General features: G+C 53.4%; 14 protein-coding genes. 7 read left to right on the top strand and 7 right to left on the bottom strand.

Going from position 1 to position 15,927, the window contains the following annotated elements; all coding sequences use genetic code 11:
* Positions 1–312: 312 nt before the first annotated feature.
* Complete coding sequence (locus J3P34_RS17965; protein WP_210489985.1) at positions 313–714, bottom strand: thiol-disulfide oxidoreductase DCC family protein; 402 nt, start codon at positions 712–714, stop codon at positions 313–315.
* 182 nt (positions 715–896) lie between these two features.
* Here J3P34_RS17965 and J3P34_RS17960 point away from each other — a divergent pair, with 182 nt between their 5' ends.
* The 3 genes from J3P34_RS17960 (at position 897) to J3P34_RS17950 (ending at position 3,200) form a co-directional block, all read left to right on the top strand.
* A complete protein-coding gene (locus tag J3P34_RS17960; RefSeq protein ID WP_210462914.1) occupies positions 897–1,295 on the top strand; it encodes a hypothetical protein in 399 nt (132 codons plus the stop codon).
* Positions 1,296–1,459: 164 nt separating this feature from the next.
* Positions 1,460–2,902, top strand: coding sequence for an HTTM domain-containing protein (locus tag J3P34_RS17955; protein ID WP_246853771.1), 1,443 nt, complete (start codon positions 1,460–1,462; stop codon positions 2,900–2,902).
* A gap of 121 nt (positions 2,903–3,023) precedes the next feature.
* A complete protein-coding gene (locus tag J3P34_RS17950; RefSeq protein ID WP_210462912.1) occupies positions 3,024–3,200 on the top strand; it encodes a hypothetical protein in 177 nt (58 codons plus the stop codon).
* A gap of 95 nt (positions 3,201–3,295) precedes the next feature.
* On the opposite strand, the gene J3P34_RS17945 is transcribed toward J3P34_RS17950, so the two are convergent.
* Positions 3,296–3,820 (bottom strand): hypothetical protein, encoded by a 525-nt coding sequence (locus tag J3P34_RS17945; protein WP_246853770.1) that lies wholly within the window; start codon positions 3,818–3,820, stop codon positions 3,296–3,298.
* 260 nt (positions 3,821–4,080) lie between these two features.
* Here J3P34_RS17945 and J3P34_RS17940 point away from each other — a divergent pair, with 260 nt between their 5' ends.
* The gene (locus J3P34_RS17940; protein WP_210489983.1) at positions 4,081–5,448 is read left to right on the top strand and encodes a DEAD/DEAH box helicase; all 1,368 of its coding nucleotides are present in this window, start codon (positions 4,081–4,083) and stop codon (positions 5,446–5,448) included.
* Between the two features lie 94 nt (positions 5,449–5,542).
* On the opposite strand, the gene J3P34_RS17935 is transcribed toward J3P34_RS17940, so the two are convergent.
* Positions 5,543–5,923, bottom strand: coding sequence for a hypothetical protein (locus J3P34_RS17935; RefSeq protein ID WP_210462910.1), 381 nt, complete (start codon positions 5,921–5,923; stop codon positions 5,543–5,545).
* A 709-nt stretch (positions 5,924–6,632) separates the two neighbouring features.
* Between J3P34_RS17935 and J3P34_RS17930 the strand changes: the two genes are divergently transcribed.
* Together J3P34_RS17930 and J3P34_RS17925 are read left to right on the top strand one after the other, a co-directional pair.
* The gene (locus J3P34_RS17930; RefSeq protein WP_246853769.1) at positions 6,633–7,940 is read left to right on the top strand and encodes a M28 family metallopeptidase; all 1,308 of its coding nucleotides are present in this window, start codon (positions 6,633–6,635) and stop codon (positions 7,938–7,940) included.
* A gap of 21 nt (positions 7,941–7,961) precedes the next feature.
* A complete protein-coding gene (locus tag J3P34_RS17925; RefSeq protein ID WP_210489982.1) occupies positions 7,962–8,327 on the top strand; it encodes a DUF3592 domain-containing protein in 366 nt (121 codons plus the stop codon).
* 427 nt (positions 8,328–8,754) lie between these two features.
* Here the strand turns inward: J3P34_RS17925 and J3P34_RS17920 are convergent, their stop codons facing one another.
* From J3P34_RS17920 to J3P34_RS17910, 3 genes are all read right to left on the bottom strand, one after another.
* Positions 8,755–11,157: a TonB-dependent receptor gene (locus J3P34_RS17920; RefSeq protein WP_210489980.1), complete on the bottom strand. Its 2,403-nt coding sequence runs from the start codon at positions 11,155–11,157 to the stop codon at positions 8,755–8,757.
* Between the two features lie 30 nt (positions 11,158–11,187).
* Positions 11,188–11,667 carry a GNAT family N-acetyltransferase gene (locus J3P34_RS17915; protein WP_210489979.1) on the bottom strand — a complete coding sequence of 160 codons (480 nt, stop codon included), beginning with the start codon at positions 11,665–11,667 and terminating at the stop codon, positions 11,188–11,190.
* An 89-nt stretch (positions 11,668–11,756) separates the two neighbouring features.
* Entirely contained in the window at positions 11,757–12,641 is an 885-nt protein-coding gene (locus J3P34_RS17910) for a hypothetical protein (RefSeq protein WP_210489978.1), read from the bottom strand.
* 100 nt (positions 12,642–12,741) lie between these two features.
* Between J3P34_RS17910 and J3P34_RS17905 the strand changes: the two genes are divergently transcribed.
* Positions 12,742–13,938, top strand: coding sequence for a C40 family peptidase (locus tag J3P34_RS17905; RefSeq protein ID WP_210489977.1), 1,197 nt, complete (start codon positions 12,742–12,744; stop codon positions 13,936–13,938).
* Between the two features lie 612 nt (positions 13,939–14,550).
* Here J3P34_RS17905 and J3P34_RS17900 read toward each other — a convergent pair.
* The gene (locus tag J3P34_RS17900) at positions 14,551–15,924 is read right to left on the bottom strand and encodes a D-alanyl-D-alanine carboxypeptidase/D-alanyl-D-alanine-endopeptidase (protein ID WP_210489976.1); all 1,374 of its coding nucleotides are present in this window, start codon (positions 15,922–15,924) and stop codon (positions 14,551–14,553) included.
* Between the last annotated feature and the right edge of the window lie 3 nt (positions 15,925–15,927).

Below are 15,927 nucleotides of genomic sequence, written 5' to 3'. Positions count from 1 at the left end.
CCTGTAAGGTCTGAGGCGTTCCCGTCGGCGCATTCCCTTTTCCAGCCTTTCGGTGGAGCGCCTTGTCAGGTTCCGGTGCCGATAGGCATTGCGACTGAAAGGAGCAAAGGAAGCTGGCGCAGCGCGAGGCCGGAAGGCGGGGCCTCGCGGCCGTGAGCGCACGGAGCCCAGCCATGCAACAATCAAATTTATGCACCCGCGTAAACAGCGGCACCACGCCAGCGAAAGCGGACTACGCAAACACAAGAAATTCAATAGAAAGGCAATTATCCGCGCAAACCAACTACAATCAACAAAAGCCCAAGAAAAAAATCAAAGAAAGCGCGCTTTTAACTCCGGCGTAGGCAGCATACAACTCTCCTGCTGGCCAAACCAACGGTACCGGTTCTTAGAAACCCAATTATACAAAGGGTCACGGAGAAACTTCGGCATCAAGACAAACACGTACAAACCAGCCCATCCGCCGCTTAAACGACGCACAATGCGCAGGGCCGCGGTAGACCGGGTATAGATTTTTCCGTCTTCTACTAACAATACACTCTTGAATTGCTCCGTTGGTAAACCATACGCCTTTAGCACCTGCTGGCCTGTGTCAGACTGCAAAGAGGCGAATTTGAAATAACTTTTTGGATCATTATTGATCACAAACTGCACAAATCCGTTACAAAGGTTGCAGACACCGTCAAAGAGGATAGTTGGAGAGGAAGGCAGCATAAAGGCTTGGTTTGGTGGCGTGATCCCTGAAGTGGTACGCACAAGATACAACGCCAGTTAAAGAATTTCTCTCTCAATGAATAATTTTTGATGAAAACATGGCACCTTTCTAAGAAGCGTGCGTAAAAGATGAACTTGAAAAGGGAAACCAAATAATAACCATTCATTAACCTGTCAAAACTATGAAAAAGACTTTTGTAAACATGTTCGCAGTTGCCGCATTTGTAGCAGCCTCGGCACTAACTTCTTGCTCAGGCGCTTCTGAGACAACCACGGATACTACATCCACAGATATGAGCACTGAGTCTGGTACTACCGGAACTACCTCCGGCACTACTGGCACAACTTCTGGAACCACTGGTACGACTACTGGTACTACCACCGGCACCACTACTGGAACTACTACCGGTACAACCGGAACCACTGGTACCACTACTGGCACAACTACCGGAACTACTGGTACCACTACTGGCACAACCACCGGAACTACAACTGGTACTACTACCGGAACCACCACTGGAACTACTGGCACAACTGGTTCTACAACCGGCACAACCACAGGCACTACTACTAGCCGCTAGTAGTTTTCAATAAACGTTCTTTGTAACGTAATGTATTGCAGAAAGGCAAGACCCCAGGGTTTTGCCTTTTCTGTTTTCCCTTCCACCAATTCACAGACTCTATGCATCTACTTATACAGTATCTGCATCGTGTATTCTATACAGATACCCGGGCACTCTCTTTTATGCGGATCTGGGTAGCCAGTGTACTGTTGCTGGACATTGGCATCAGGGCTTCTGATCTGGAGGCGCACTATTCCAACATGGGGGTGCTGCCCTTACATGTGCTCCATGCCAATGCCTGGAACCAGTACTTCTTCTCTTTCCATGCCCTAAGCGGCCTGTGGCAGTTTGAATTGGTTCTGTTTATCATAGCCGGCGCGGCCGCTATCTGCCTGTTGCTGGGCTATCACACACGTTGGGCCACCTTCGTATCCTGGATTCTGCTGCTTTCGGTCCAGAATCGCAATCCGTTGATCACCCAGTCAGGGGACAGTCTGTTGCGGATGCTCCTATTCTGGGGGATGTTCCTGCCTTGGCACCGCCATTACTCTGTGGATGCGCGACGTTCCCTCACCTCTGAGACCACACCGCATTACCTGAGTATGGCTACCGGGGCCTACCTGCTGCAGGTTGCCTGGGTATACGTGTTCACCGCCCTGCTCAAAAGCGGCCCCGACTGGACCACCGATGGTACTGCTCTTTACTACGCCCTCAGCTTGGACCAGATTCTGATGCCGGGCGGCCGCATCCTCTATCGGTTCCCTGAGCTAATGAAGTTCCTCACGCACGCTACCTACTTTATGGAGTTATGGCTGCCATTTGTGTTACTCATTCCGTGGCGTACCACCTGGTTCAGAATGCTGTTCATTGGGACCATCGTAGGTCTGCACATAGGCATCAGTTTGTCTTTATTTGTGGGCCTGTTTTACCTCATCAGTATCTCGGCGGTCATTGGGTTGCTGCCCACCCCGGTCATGGATACCGTAGACCGCTACCTGCGCGCCGGCTATAAAAGGCTGCATAAACGTTGGGCCCGGGCTGGCAAAGGCATGCGCTCCCCTTTGGAGATTGATGTACAGTTGAAGTGGAATTCGCCCCGGTGGGCAGAAAGCTTTCCGCTTAGGTACCTGCGCGAAGGCGTGGTGCTGGTGGCGCTCATTTTGGCCTTGTGGTGGAACCTGAGCACCCTGGGCAAACCGTATTTTCAGATACCAGCCCAGATACAGTGGGCGGCGTTGGTGCCGCGGCTGGACCAGAACTGGAGCATGTTCGCGCCCAATGTTTTCAAAGACGATGGCTGGTATGTTCTGGAAGGCTTTACCAACAACCAACGCAAAGTAGACCTGAACCAGCAAGGCAAAGAGCCCGATACCGTAAAACCAGCCTCCGTGATGAGTCTCTTCAAAAACGACCGCTGGCGCAAATACTCAGAGAACTACCTGTTTGTACCCAATGAGTACATGCGGCCTTACTACTGTTTTTACCTCATCCGCCGTTGGAACCAGACCCATCCCAAGCCTGAGCAGATCAATGAACTGAATGTGATCTACATGAAGGAATTCACCCTGCCAGACTACAAAACCGCTCCCATCAAGCGCGAGGTCCTCTGTAACTGCAAGCCTTAAAACTCAATATTTAAGATTGATTTAGCCTTCTCAAATTCTTTGCGGTAGAAAAGGCATCGTTCTTTCCGGCAGCAATCGTATAAAAACTGAGAGTCTCAACCTAAACAGAAAGGAGTTTCTTATGCCACAAGGAGATAAATCTGCCTACACCGATAAACAGAAACGGCAGGCTCAACACATTGAGGAAAGCTACGAGAAACGCGGCATCAGCGAAGAAGAAGCCGAGAAGCGCGCCTGGGCCACCGTGAACAAACAAGACGGTGGCGGCAAGAAAAGCGGTTCCGGCCGTAAGAAGTAAGGACCTAGGAAGTAAGAAATACAAAAGGCGTTTAGAGGCTGTTTCAATGAAAACAGCCTCTAAACGCCTTTTTATATGATGTATCTCTGGGTCTTCTACACCTTCACCTTCCGCAGCCACTTGGCTACGGCGCCGGCTACTACACCGGCTACCAGGTAATAGCCAATGGTCAGGGCCTGGGTCTCTTTGGTTCTTCCGCTGGGGGCTACGCCTAAGCCCATCGGGCCAGGCAATATTACCCCGCCTACGCCGGCGGCCGCACCCAGAATGGTGCCGCGCCAAAGGGCCATTTTGCCACCGCCGCTGAGGCTGTAGTACAAGCCGTTGGAGACAATATCGCCCAGCAAAGACAAGGTGTGCAGTTGATCGTCATCGGGTGGGGTCTGGCCCGCGTAGCGCAGGCCTTTGGCAATGGCCCGCATCCCCAGAATATCCATCCGGGGGGCGTTGGGGTAGAAGCGGCGCACGGTCTCGTGCAGTACCGTTACAGCCATGGCGCCTGCTAGTCCGCTAAGTCCGGATCTCAGCCATTTGTTCAATCTTTTCTTAGACGCCTTCTTCGTTTTCTTAATCCGCCTGGGGGTATTGTCAAGCCCTCTTGCAGTGTTGTCTTGTTCCATAGTTTACTCTGGTTAAGCGTGTTCCTTTCTCCTCAAGCGCCCTCACGTGGACTAGTATAAACCGATTTTCAGACCCGAAGGTTGCCTTCGCTCTGGTGCCTCTTGAAAGCGGCTATCTGTTTCAAAGCCTTTTTCCTGAAAATAGGCCTAAAATTGAGACTGAATCTTTTTACCTATCTTTGTGTCTTCTAATGACGGGCGCCATTTCGCCGCGTCTTTTTTTCATGCCTGGCCAAAGCTTACGGCCGTTACAATTCAGAATGACTTTTTCAGAACTCAATTTAATAGAACCTCTGCTGCAGGCCCTGCAGGAAGAGGGATACACCACCCCTACTCCCATCCAGGAACAAGCCATCCCGCCGGTTTTAAACGGTGACGACTTGTTGGGCTGTGCCCAGACCGGGACGGGTAAAACCGCCGCCTTCAGCTTGCCGCTGTTGCAGCGCCTGCACGAGGCAGGTCCGGCCCATCCGGCCAAGGCTATCAGGGCGCTCATTCTTACCCCTACCCGGGAACTGGCTTTGCAGATTGGCGACAGCATCAACGCCTACGGCCGGTACACCAAGATCAAACACACGGTGGTGTTTGGCGGCGTGGGTCAGGTACCGCAGGTAGAGCAGATCAAACGCGGCGTAGACATTGTGGTGGCTACCCCGGGCCGATTGCTGGACCTCATGAACCAGGGGCTTTTGTCTCTGAAACACATTGAGACCTTCATTCTAGACGAGGCCGACCGCATGCTGGACATGGGCTTTATCCATGATGTGCGCAAGGTTATCGCGCAGATTCCGGCGCACCGCCAGACCCTTTTGTTCTCGGCCACCATGCCGCAGGAAATCCAGAAACTTTCTGCCAGCATTCTGCGCGAGCCCGTGTACGTAGAGGTGACCCCGGTTTCCAGCACGGCTGAGAAAATCGCCCAGAAAGTATATTTCGTGGATAAAACCACCAAGCGCGCTCTGTTGAAGCATCTGCTCAAAGGAGATGAGATCCAGCGGGCGTTGGTTTTCTCCCGTACCAAACACGGTGCCGACCGCATAGCCAAGGAACTCTCCAAAGTAGGCATCTCGGCGCAGTCCATCCACGGAGACAAAGCCCAGAGCACCCGCGTAAAAGCGCTTACGCAGTTCAAAAACCACGAGCTCAAAGCCTTGGTGGCGACTGACATTGCGGCGCGCGGGATTGACGTGGATGATTTAACGCACGTGATCAACGTAGACCTGCCCAACGAACCAGAAACCTACGTGCACCGCATAGGCCGCACGGGCCGGGCAGGTGCCGAGGGTATGGCGCTTTCTTTCTGCGACGATACCGAGCTCCCGTACCTGCGTGATATTGAGAAACTCACCAAACAGGTTATTCCGGTAGAGGAAGACCAGCCTTTCCACGTAGACTATACCAAACTGCCCCTAGCCGGTGGCAAAGGCACTGATAAAGCAGCCCGCAAAAGTGCCGGCGGCGGTGGTCAGAGCCATAGCCCTAGAGGCGGTGGCCAGGGCGGCAACAGACGTCCTGAGCAGCGGCGCAGCGGCAGCGGTCAGAACAGCGGCGGCAGAACAGAACAGGGCCAGGGAGGCAACCGCAGCGGCGGCGGCAGAAACTCCTCCGGCGGACGGAACAGCAGATAAACGTTTCCAACTAGCTATAAAACAGAAAAGCCGTTCACTAATTAGTGAACGGCTTTTCTGTTTCTGGTAATAGGTTCAAATAAGCGCTACCGCCTTAAGAGCTGTAGTCGCCGGCATTATGACCAGGAGAATATGAGTTTTTAGAGCCTTTTTGTTTTTTGCCCAGTTTTGCAACTTTGGCTTGGCCCTGGCCAATCCAGCCTTGCTTGCTGGCTACCCAGTAAGAAGCGCCCAACAGAGCAGCACCGCCCAATACTTTTTGCGTAGTGCTCATGCCGTTGTAAGAGCTGGAAACGGTAGTTCCTAAATTTTTAACCGCCTGTGGTACCTGAATGTTGCTCAGACCACTGGTAATGCTGCCTAAGATTCCTCCTTGTCCTTGTTGGCTGCCGGTTCTGTTTTGGCCGGAATCCTGTGAGTAAGAAGTAGCATCCTGTGCTGCAGCCCCTGGCTGGTTGTTAAATTGATTTTCCATAATTTTAAATGTTAGATGTATAGATCATTTTCTTCCCGAAGCAGCCTGCCTCGGCTCGCCGATTTCATGCATCGGCGAATCCATTTTATCGCAAATGCGCCCGAATAGTTGCGTTCACATCTGACTTTTCTCCAATTATTTTAAATCCGCCGGCAAACTCCAAACAGAAACCAGGCGCCAGAGTATTCCTCCCCGGATATATATAAATTTTTACCTTTTTACATGAAATCACCTCAAAAACAGCACAATATGATTACAACACCACTAGTACTTGCCCTAATCTTTTCCGTAAAAATCGCATAAAAACGCCAGCACCCGCATCTTGGCAAAGTATTAATACCTACCCTGAAAGCACGCAGTTTTTTTGCTCTTCTAAGGGAAGACCTTAGGTTTTCCAGGCTTTCCCGCCCCCTATCCTTCGGCCAGATGTCCCTTTCCTGCGGCACTCCGCAAATCCTACCCAAACCATAAAACCACCGGGCCGGTTTCCCGTTTTCCTTTTAAGCCTTCTTCCTGGAAAATGGCCCTAAAACGCTCTTCGGCTTTTCACTGAGCGGCAGTTGGCAGGTGCCAATTGATTTTTTGCCTCAAATCAGTTCTTCCCAGAAGAAGCTGTAAGAATAAACCCCGATGGCAGACTAATAGCAGTAGTTATACAGAAGAAAGTATCTTTACCCCACAGTGCCCTTGACCTTACCTTCACCAAGCTATGATCCTAAAGAAAACCATTGTCCTTTGCTTTTCCCTGTTGCCGCTTGCCGGGGCTTTTGCGCAGAAAACCACCCAACTGAAAAACATTCAGCAGAAAGACGTCACTCGCCTTGTGAGCACGCTGGCCGCCGATGACATGATGGGCCGCCAGACCTTCACGCCGGGCATTGACAAGGCCGCCGATTTTATCTCCGCGGAGTTCAAGAGCATCGGGTTGAAGCCTTTAACCGGCGACACAGATTACAAGCAGGAGTTTAAGATGTTCGCCCTGAAACCCAGCAAAGCCGATGTCACCCTCAACAAGCAGAGCCTGAACCCCGACGAGTTCTTCTACAGCACGGTGCACCGCAAGTTTGAATGGGAAGAGAAAGCCCCCAAGCCTGTGTTCATTGGCGAGAACGATGATTTCAGACAGGGGGTAAACACTGCCCGCAAAATGGATAAGGACGTTTTGGTGATGGTGCACCCCAAGCACCAGGAAATGTTCAAGCGCTACGCCAACTCGTTCCGCCAGGCCCGACCGGTGATGGAACTGGGCAAAGGCAACACGCTCATTTTCGTGCTCTCGCCGCTCACCGAGGTCACTTCTTTCAACATTGAGATCAAGAACGAGGTGGACGAAATGCCGCTGGCCAACGTGGCGGGCATGATTCCGGGCAAACGCGCCAACGAGTACGTCGTGTTCTCGGGCCACTATGACCACATCGGGACTATGAAACCCGTGGAAGGCGACTCTATCGCCAACGGCGCCGATGACGATGCCTCCGGTACCACTGCCGTGATCACCCTGGCCAGACATTTCCAGAAGCAGGGCAAACCAGAGCGCACCCTCCTTTTTGTGGCCTTCACGGCCGAGGAAATCGGCGGTTTCGGGTCGCAGTACTTCTCCAAGCAATTGAACCCAGATGAGATCGTGGCCATGTTCAACATTGAGATGATAGGCAAAGGCTCCAAGTTCGGACCCAACAGCGCCTACATCACCGGTTTTGAGAAATCAGACTTCGGGACGCTGCTGCAGCAGGCCGTGAAAGGCACGCCGTACAGCTTCCACCCAGATCCGTATCCCAGCCAAAATCTGTTCTACCGCTCAGACAACGCCACCCTGGCCCGCCTGGGCGTTCCGGCCCACACCATCTCCTCGGTGCAGATTGACCAGGACAAACTCTACCATTCCGTGAACGACGAGGTGGAAAGCCTTGACATGGCCCACATGACCAACATGATCAAAGCCATCGCCATGGGTGCCAAAGACTTCGTGCAGGGTAAGAAAACCCCTAAGCGCGTGGATAAGACGCAGGTGCAGTAGGAGCAAAAGAGTATTATAGGCTTGATAATTAGTTCTGTACTCCTTGGAATAGGACTTCTATTTTTAGTTCGTGAATACAAGTTTTCTCAATATGGCTTCCATACTACAGGGACCGTCATTGATACAGGCGGGAAATGGGTTTATAAAAGAAGAAGCGCTGAATACATGTTCTACCCAATTGTTCAATTTTACGCAGAAGACGGTAAGCTTATGCAAGAGAGACTTGCTGTAGGAACCAATGTATCTTTTCATAAAAAGGGCCAGTCCATCAAAGTAGTTTACTATGATGGATTGGTCTACCCTAGAGGACTTGGGTGGAAGCTTTTAAACTGGAGCTTTTTTCTTTCAGGATTGGGCGCTACGGTTTACCAGATCTACTACTGGTAAGTCTCCCTAAGAAGCTAATTTTTATAAATGGATGAAGCCCGTGCTTTGGGCCCCTTTCTTATAAAATGGGCCTAAAACACGGGCTTCAACTTTTAACGCTTCAACTATCTTTCCACCCCATTGTCATCCTGAAAGGATCTTGTGGGCCAACTAAAAAAGCCTTGCTCAAGCGCCATTACCGTTCGCCCACAAGATCCTTTCAGGATGACAGAGAGGGAGAATAGTACCAGCAAGAAAATAAGACTGGGAAAGCTGTTTCTAATGACCTCGTAGTGTGCGAAGTTCCTATTAGTGGCTCCTCTAAAAACAAAAGACCTCACAGGTTTTCAAAACCTGTGAGGTCTAAACCACCGACTTCCACTTTTGGCTTACTTTTCTGAAAACAGCCCTAAAACTGGAGCCGATGCTTTCAAGCCAACCCTTTTCGTTAAAAATTCCCTCTTAACGTCAGCATGAAATTACGGCCGGGGGCGCTTACCCCAGAGGCGTAGACGCGGTAGAACTTGTCCAGGATGTTTTCCAGGGCAGCCTGCACCTGTATTCTTGGGTGGATCTGGTAAGCGGTGCGCAGGTTGAGCGTGTACCAGGAAGGCACGCCCTGCGGAGTGGCGTATTGCAGGTTGTCTTCGCCCACGGGGTTGTAGTCTTCCAGGTGTTTCCAGCCGTTGTACTGCACGAAGAACTCAGTACGGAACTTAGGCAAGGTCAGGAACAAACTCGTCTTCCCGAATACTGGCGGAATATGGTCCAGCGGGGTTTCACCGGTTTCTGATTTGATTCGGCCATAGGTGTAGGTGAGCGTGGAAGACAACCGGAAAGCCGAAGTGATATCAGCGTTGATGGCGCCGCTGAAGCCGTACAAGTAGGCTTTGTTCGCGTTCACGCTGGCCACCACGCGGCTAAGCTGCCCGTTGTACTCCACCTCGTCCTGTCCCTGGAAAAGAAACGGCTGCGTAGTGATGGCATCGCGGTACCAGGTGTAGAAGCCGGTGCCCTCTACCCGCACACTCTGCGCGATGGTTTTGCCTATAGACAGCTCGGCATTATAGGTGTATTCTGGTTTCAGGTTGGGGTTAGGCACCACCAGTTGCCCGGCTACAGACTCAAACACCTTTGCCAGGTCATCTACGTTGGGCGCCCGGAAGCCCGAGGATGCCACGGCGGAAAACCGCCAGTCCTGTCCCGGCTGGTACACCAGGCCCAGATTGCCGTTCACGGCGGTGTTCTTCTGGGAGACCTCGTCAAACGGGAACGGGAAGAAGGTTTTGTCCTGGAAGTTGGCGTTCAGCTCCACGCGGCTCAGCCTAATTCCATCAGAGAAAATCCATTGCGGGGTGATCTCCCAGGTGTGCGTAAAATAGGCGGCGGCCGTACGCATGTCCGAGCCGCCGCTGGGGTAACGAGTATCCAGGGGCGAGCGCTCGCCGGTGATCAGGTCAGAGCCGTAGGCGCGGGAAGAGACATCGTTGTAGGTGCCTTCCAGGCCATAGCGCAGTTCATGGTTGCCCAGGAGTCGGCTGGCATCGGCGTTGAGGGTGTAGACATCCACGTGCTCAAAGCGGTTCTGCAGGGTGGTACGTTTGAACCGGCGGTTATGCCGACTTTCCTCCACGCTCTGGTAAGCGGCCGTCACGCGCACATTCTCCAGCCAGCCTCTGCCCTTGGTAGCGAAGGTATAGGCCGCGAGCCAGCGTTCCTGCGGACCGTAATACCAGTCGCCGTGGTTCAGGGCGCCCTGCCCATCTACCTCGGTGAGGCGGTCGTAGCGCGGAATGTCTGAGGAGGTGGAGAACTGCACGTTCAATAGATGTGAGGTGTTCGCCGAGGGCTGGAACAGGATTTTCTGCAGGGCATCGTACTGCTTGTAGCCGGTGAATTTCTGCACGTTGATGTTCTCGTTGGGCACTGTCACGTCTTTGCCGTCCTGCCATTGGGCGTAGGACGGGCGCAGCCCCCAGGTGCCGTAGAACGGGTTGCGGTTCCTGCCCTGGCGCAGATCCCCAAAGTCTGAGTAAGTGAAGCTGGTGAAGCTGCCCCATTTCTGTCCGCCTACTGAAAAGTCCACGTGGCCGGTTTTCTCCTGGTTGGCCGTGGCGTAGCGGGTGAAGGCGCCGCCCGTCACGCGGGTGCCGGCGCTGTCGCCTAGCACAGGGCTTTTGGTGTAGAAATGCACCACGCCGCCCAGGGCATCGGACCCGTACACCACTGATCCAGGGCCAAACACCACCTCCACTTTCTCCAAGGCCGCATTGTCTACCGTGATCACGTTCTGCAGGTGGCCGCCGCGGTAAATGGCGTTGTTCAGGCGCACGCCGTCAATCACCATTAACACCTTGTTCGCCTCAAAACCGCGCAGGATGGGACTTCCGCCGCCCGCCTGGCTTTTCTGCACCAGCACCTGGCCGCTTTGCTGCAGCACATCGGCGGAGGTTTGATTGCTTTGGAAGGCCAGTTCACGCGCTTTCAGTACTTGGATCTGCTGCGGCACATCGGCACGCTTCTCCTCAAACTTACTCGCCGAGACCACCACTTCGTCCAGGGAATAGCTTCTTTCCGTGAGGCTCACCCGGAAGTTCAACGCGGCCAGTTGGTTTACGGCCAGGGTACGTGTCTGGTAATCGGTGCGTTCAAAGCGGAGGCTGTCGGTGTCAAGGAAACCCTGAGTGTTGAATTTGCCCCGGGCATCGGTGAGGAGCGCGTTGCCGCCCTGCGTGGGTATTACCCGCACACCGGCCAGGGGCTGCAGGTTGGCCCGGTCTTGCACCACGGCGGTCTGTGCCGAGGCCGCCAAAGGCACCGCCACCAGCAACAGAGATAGAAATGACTTCATATGGGGATAGTAGAAGTTGGAGAAGGAAAATCAGAGCGCGAGCTCCATCTTTATATCGGCGCGTTTGTATTCTTTCAGTTCATCGGGCACCTCCACAAAACCCAGTTTGTGGTACAGGTGCAGGGCTGTTTCCAGTTTGCGGTTAGAGAGCAGCATGAGCGTAGTGGCGCCCAGCTCGCGGGCTTTCTGGATGGCGGCCTCGCCCAGGCGTTTGCCAATCTTCAGGCCTTGGGCCTTGTCGGTGACAGCCATTTTGGCCAGCTCGTAGGTCTGGTCATCTACTTTGATCAGGGCGCAGGTACCCACAATCTCGCCGTTGTACTCGGCCATGAAAATGTGGCCGCCCTTGGCGATGATGTAGCCGTCTGGATCACCCAGGGATTTGTGGTCCAGTTCTTCCATCTCAAAGTAATGCTCAATCCAGGCTTGGTTCAGCTCGCGGAATCTGGCGGCGTGGGCAGGGGTATAGTCAATAATGGAAACAGAGGGAAAAGTAGATGCGGAATTCATGGTGAGGATTTGTTCTTGCCGCCAAAGATACTGAAACCCACCTGCGATTCTGAGGTGTTTTTCTCAAAAACTGCCTAAAACAGGGCTGACTAATACTGCACCGGCTCGCAGATATCTTCGTCACAGACCAAGCGGCTTAGCACGGGGTCTGCCAGCAGTTCCTGCAAGGTGTAATAGCGGCCATTCACCTCAAATCGGTTGTAAAGTAACCTGATGCCGTGGCTGTAATCTGTGTACCAGGCCACGTGCCCCAGGTACAGCGGCTGAATAGGTCTGCCATCTGGCTTATGCCACCCGTAAATGGCCACCCGGTCTTTCTTCTCCAGCCGCAGCAACCGGGGCGATAACACCACATCTTTCTTATGCCCGGCAATGAGCAAGCCCTGCTTGTTTTTACCCTTCAACTGCCCTTGTATGATTTGGTTATGCTCCAGAAAGGTGGTGACGCTGTCACGGTGCTGGGTAAGCGGGTACGGCTCCAGTTTCACATCGGCGGCGGCGTAAATAGCGTCTACAATCTTACGGGTGGGTAAGGTACAGCTCCAGGCCTCTGCCACGGTTTGGGCATTTTGGGGTTGCAACGGTACCCGGACAAAGTCTTTGTTTCCGCCCACCGCCAGATAGTCCAGCAACGGAAAGCAATACCCCCTCAACGTGTCTCCCTGCGGGCTTACAGCCAACAACGGAACACGTTTGGTTTTCCGGAGGAAATCAGGGCCATTTGCTTCTGTCAGAAGTTGGTGCAGCAGGTAAGTTTCCCGTTCCTCTAATGATAGGCTTCTAAGCGCCCCTATGATTTCCGGCCCGGTGGGTTTATTAGTTGAACCCAGCTTGGCAGTTGAAGGTTGACTAACAGAGGTCTGTGTAGAGTTTGAGGAGGATGAGCAGGCACTCATACCTAATAGCAGGAGCATAAAGCCTGGCCCAAACAGAAACAGCTTGCAGAACACGCAGGGCCGATAGCTGCTTCTCATTTTAACTTGTTTTAATAGCACTTTCTAAAATTAATTAATAATTACCTTACAAGATATATAGCCAAACCCTTAACTTAACCGCTAAAGGTTTAATCATTGCATGAAAAATATAATACCTGTTTTATTTCTCGGGTTTCTGGCGGCCTGCACCAGCAGCAAACCCCTCCCAGATTCAGTCCAGGCAAACGCCACGGAGGCTCCAACCGCTACACTGGCGCCCCACGTGGAAGCCATCAGGCAGCAGTTTGCCCCAGATAAAAGGGTAGCGCTCTTTGATGTGAAAACCAATGGCCCGGTGCTCACCGGCGAGACCAATGTGCCCGCCGCCAAGACCGCCCTGCTGGAGCGCCTGCAATCGGCGGGCATCTCTTTCCAGGACAGCATCCAGGTCTTGCCGGAAGCGGGGCTGAATGACAAAACCTATGCGGTGGTTACTTTGTCCGTGGCCAACCTGCGCTCAGAACCCAAACACCCGGCGGAGCTGGCCACCCAGGCTACCATGGGCACTCCCTTGCGCGTCTGGAAACACAAAGGTGGCTGGTACCTGGTGCAGACCCCAGACAAATACCTGGCCTGGGTAGACGGCAGCGGCATCAAGGTCATGGACAGTACCGCTTTCAATGCCTGGCAGCAGGGCGAGAAACTCCTGTACACCAATCCCTACGGTTTTGCCTACGCCACGCCCAACGCGCAGGGCGCCACCGTCTCTGACCTGGTGTACGGCGATATGATGGTGCTGAAAAAGCAAACCAAAGGTTTCTACGAAGTCTCTTTCCCCGATGGCCGCTCGGCCTTCGTCTCCGCCCCTGAGGTTCAGAAATACACTGACTGGGCGGCCACGCGCCGGCCTACGGAACAGAACCTGGTGGAAACCTCCAAGCGCCTGCTGGGCCTTCCCTACCTCTGGGGCGGCACTTCCTTCAAAGGTGTAGACTGCAGCGGCTTCACCAAAACGGTGTATTTCATGAACGGCCTGGTCCTGCCCCGCGATGCCTCCCAGCAAGTGCACTCCGGCGAATTGGTTGACACCAAGGACGGTTTCCAGAACATGCGTCCCGGCGATCTGCTGTTCTTCGGGACCCCAGCTAAAGACGGCAAACCTGAGCGCGTGGTGCATGTGGGCATGTGGATAGGAAACAACGAGTTCATCCACTCGGCGGGCCGCGTGCGCATCAACAGCATGGACCCTAATGCTCCTAACCACGACGCCTCCGAACTGAAACGTTTCCTGCGCGCCAAACGCATCTCCCCGCAAGCCTCCCTCATTGACCTAAGAACCGCCTCGCTGTTCCAATAAGCAATTGACAATAATCAAAGCGCCTCGCTTTTAGCCTGACTCTCACAGAACAGGCCAAAAACGAGGCGCTTTGTTTTACCATTTTTCCCGTTCGCAGGACGATGCAGGCATTGCAGCGACACAAGCCAAGACAGCTCACCTGCGGCGGGTCGGGGCGAAGGCCTACAGTGAGGCCGAGGCCCGGCCTGCCGCACGCTTGAACGGGTCATTTGGCGATAGCCTACATGAACTATGAAGCAGATAACTTTTCTAGGTGGTACCTTGATTGAAGCCTCACTGTCCGAGCGTCAGCGAGTTTGAGGCTTCTTGATTCTTTTGGTTACTTTTCTCATCAAGGAGAAAAGTGACAAACCTCTCAGGGAGAGTCCTGAGTCCAGAGTTCTATGTCATAGAGTAGGAAGTAATATCTCCAAAGTGATTTTGAGGCTGACGCCTCACTGCAGTTGCAAACTGCAGCCCATAGTAGGTCCAAGTCACAGACTTGAACCAGTAAAGAGGGGAATAGGTCCAAGTCACAGGCTTGGACCAAGGGAGTTAGATAAAAGTCCGTTTCAAGGCTGGTTTTACCAAAATAGCCTTAAAACGGACTTTGCTTCAACAGGAGAGCTACTGCTAATACTTCTCGTGCACCTCAGTCATAATACGCACCATCTCATTACGGATATCACCGGAAGAGACACTGAAGTTATTGTTCATGAAACTGAAGAGAAGCAGTTTTCCGCTTTTGGTGAGGAGGTAGCCGCTTTGATTGTGCACGTGGGCCAGAGTACCGGATTTCCCGAAGACAAAGGGAGGCTCGGCTCTGTAGATGTTCCGGAAAGTGCCGGGTCGGCCGCCGGTAGCCATGAGCGGAAGCAGTCGCTCAGTAGGACGTTCCTGCTGGAGTTTCTGCAGCAGCGCGATGATACTGCGCGGCGTGAACAGGTTCATGCTGGAAAGACCAGAGCCATCCACCCAAACGGGAGCATCAGGTAGGTCTGCCAGGTAGGTTTTCACGGCGTACTTGATGCCGCGCTCAATGGATAACGTGTCTGACAGGGTGCCGGAGCAAAGGGCCATGAGCTGTTCGGCCATCAGGTTATCGCTCACCTGCAGCATGCGCTTGTACACCGAGTCTGAGGGCAGGCCATAGAACGTCTGGGCGCCCTGAGGCAGGGCACGCTTCTTCAACAAGGTCACTTTCCTTTTCAGGGTATCGGCGAGGAGCCGCACGGTCATGTCAGGAGACGGGATGAACGGCACTTCCACGGAGAAATCCGCCGAGGCGTGCTTGGGATAATAGGTCAGTTCATTCGTGCGCCAGGCCCGCATAAAGGTGTCATTATGCGGATAACGGGCGGTATCGGTTTTGATGGTAGGCTTGAAGATGGCCGGCGTGGTAGTGTAGCGCTGGGTGGGGCCTCCTTTGCGGGTAAACTTCACAATGTTGCCGTGAATGGGGAAAACGCTGCGCTCGGGCTGGTAGTAATAGTTATAATCGTCCCAGCCCCAGTTGGTGGCGAAGGGCGTACTGGCGAAGGGAGCCTCCAGGTAGTACAGCTTCTCTTTGCGGTTCTTCAGGAAGTCATAGGCGCGGGTGTTCTTCAGGTCCATGTGGGTGAAGGTAGGGTCGCCGGTGCCCCAGAAGATCAGGGAATCTCCGTGCACCACATATTTGAGTGCCGGAATAGAATCGCCCAGCATCTTCAAGCTGGCATAGAAGGTAAACAGCTTGGTATTGGAGGCCGGCACAAAGTATTTATCAGTGTTATGCTCCACCACCATCTTTCCCAGGGCCGGGTCATACAGCGCGAAGCCCACAAACCGGTTCTTCCCAATTTCAGAAGCCAGCACCTGGCGTTTGATTTCCTCTGGTCCGTACGGCGGGGGCGGCGGTGGGGCCGTCGTGACTACCGGCGCTTGTTTAGGTGTACTACAGCCCAGCAGAAACAGCAGGAAAAGGCAAGAAAACGAGAGCCATGGGCGGCGCGGGAGACGAAGGAACATACA

The organism is Rufibacter aurantiacus (assembly GCF_017916345.1).
GTDB classification, from domain to species: domain Bacteria; phylum Bacteroidota; class Bacteroidia; order Cytophagales; family Hymenobacteraceae; genus Nibribacter; species Nibribacter roseolus.
Note: the sequence above shows the minus strand (reverse complement) of the source record. Positions and strands in the feature narration are given on the sequence as shown.

What these genes read in the sequence shown, in the direction of transcription:
- J3P34_RS17920 (WP_210489980.1), bottom strand. Translation starts at nt 11,157, where the DNA reads ATGAAGTCATTTCTATCTCTGTTGCTGGTGGCGGTGCCTTTGGCGGCC.
- J3P34_RS17965 (WP_210489985.1), bottom strand. Translation starts at nt 714, where the DNA reads ATGCTGCCTTCCTCTCCAACTATCCTCTTTGACGGTGTCTGCAACCTT.
- J3P34_RS17930 (WP_246853769.1), top strand. Translation starts at nt 6,633, where the DNA reads ATGATCCTAAAGAAAACCATTGTCCTTTGCTTTTCCCTGTTGCCGCTT.
- J3P34_RS17960 (WP_210462914.1), top strand. Translation starts at nt 897, where the DNA reads ATGAAAAAGACTTTTGTAAACATGTTCGCAGTTGCCGCATTTGTAGCA.
- J3P34_RS17945 (WP_246853770.1), bottom strand. Translation starts at nt 3,820, where the DNA reads ATGGAACAAGACAACACTGCAAGAGGGCTTGACAATACCCCCAGGCGG.
- J3P34_RS17955 (WP_246853771.1), top strand. Translation starts at nt 1,460, where the DNA reads ATGCGGATCTGGGTAGCCAGTGTACTGTTGCTGGACATTGGCATCAGG.
- J3P34_RS17935 (WP_210462910.1), bottom strand. Translation starts at nt 5,923, where the DNA reads ATGGAAAATCAATTTAACAACCAGCCAGGGGCTGCAGCACAGGATGCT.
- J3P34_RS17940 (WP_210489983.1), top strand. Translation starts at nt 4,081, where the DNA reads ATGACTTTTTCAGAACTCAATTTAATAGAACCTCTGCTGCAGGCCCTG.
- J3P34_RS17910 (WP_210489978.1), bottom strand. Translation starts at nt 12,641, where the DNA reads ATGAGAAGCAGCTATCGGCCCTGCGTGTTCTGCAAGCTGTTTCTGTTT.
- J3P34_RS17900 (WP_210489976.1), bottom strand. Translation starts at nt 15,924, where the DNA reads ATGTTCCTTCGTCTCCCGCGCCGCCCATGGCTCTCGTTTTCTTGCCTT.
- J3P34_RS17915 (WP_210489979.1), bottom strand. Translation starts at nt 11,667, where the DNA reads ATGAATTCCGCATCTACTTTTCCCTCTGTTTCCATTATTGACTATACC.
- J3P34_RS17950 (WP_210462912.1), top strand. Translation starts at nt 3,024, where the DNA reads ATGCCACAAGGAGATAAATCTGCCTACACCGATAAACAGAAACGGCAG.
- J3P34_RS17905 (WP_210489977.1), top strand. Translation starts at nt 12,742, where the DNA reads ATGAAAAATATAATACCTGTTTTATTTCTCGGGTTTCTGGCGGCCTGC.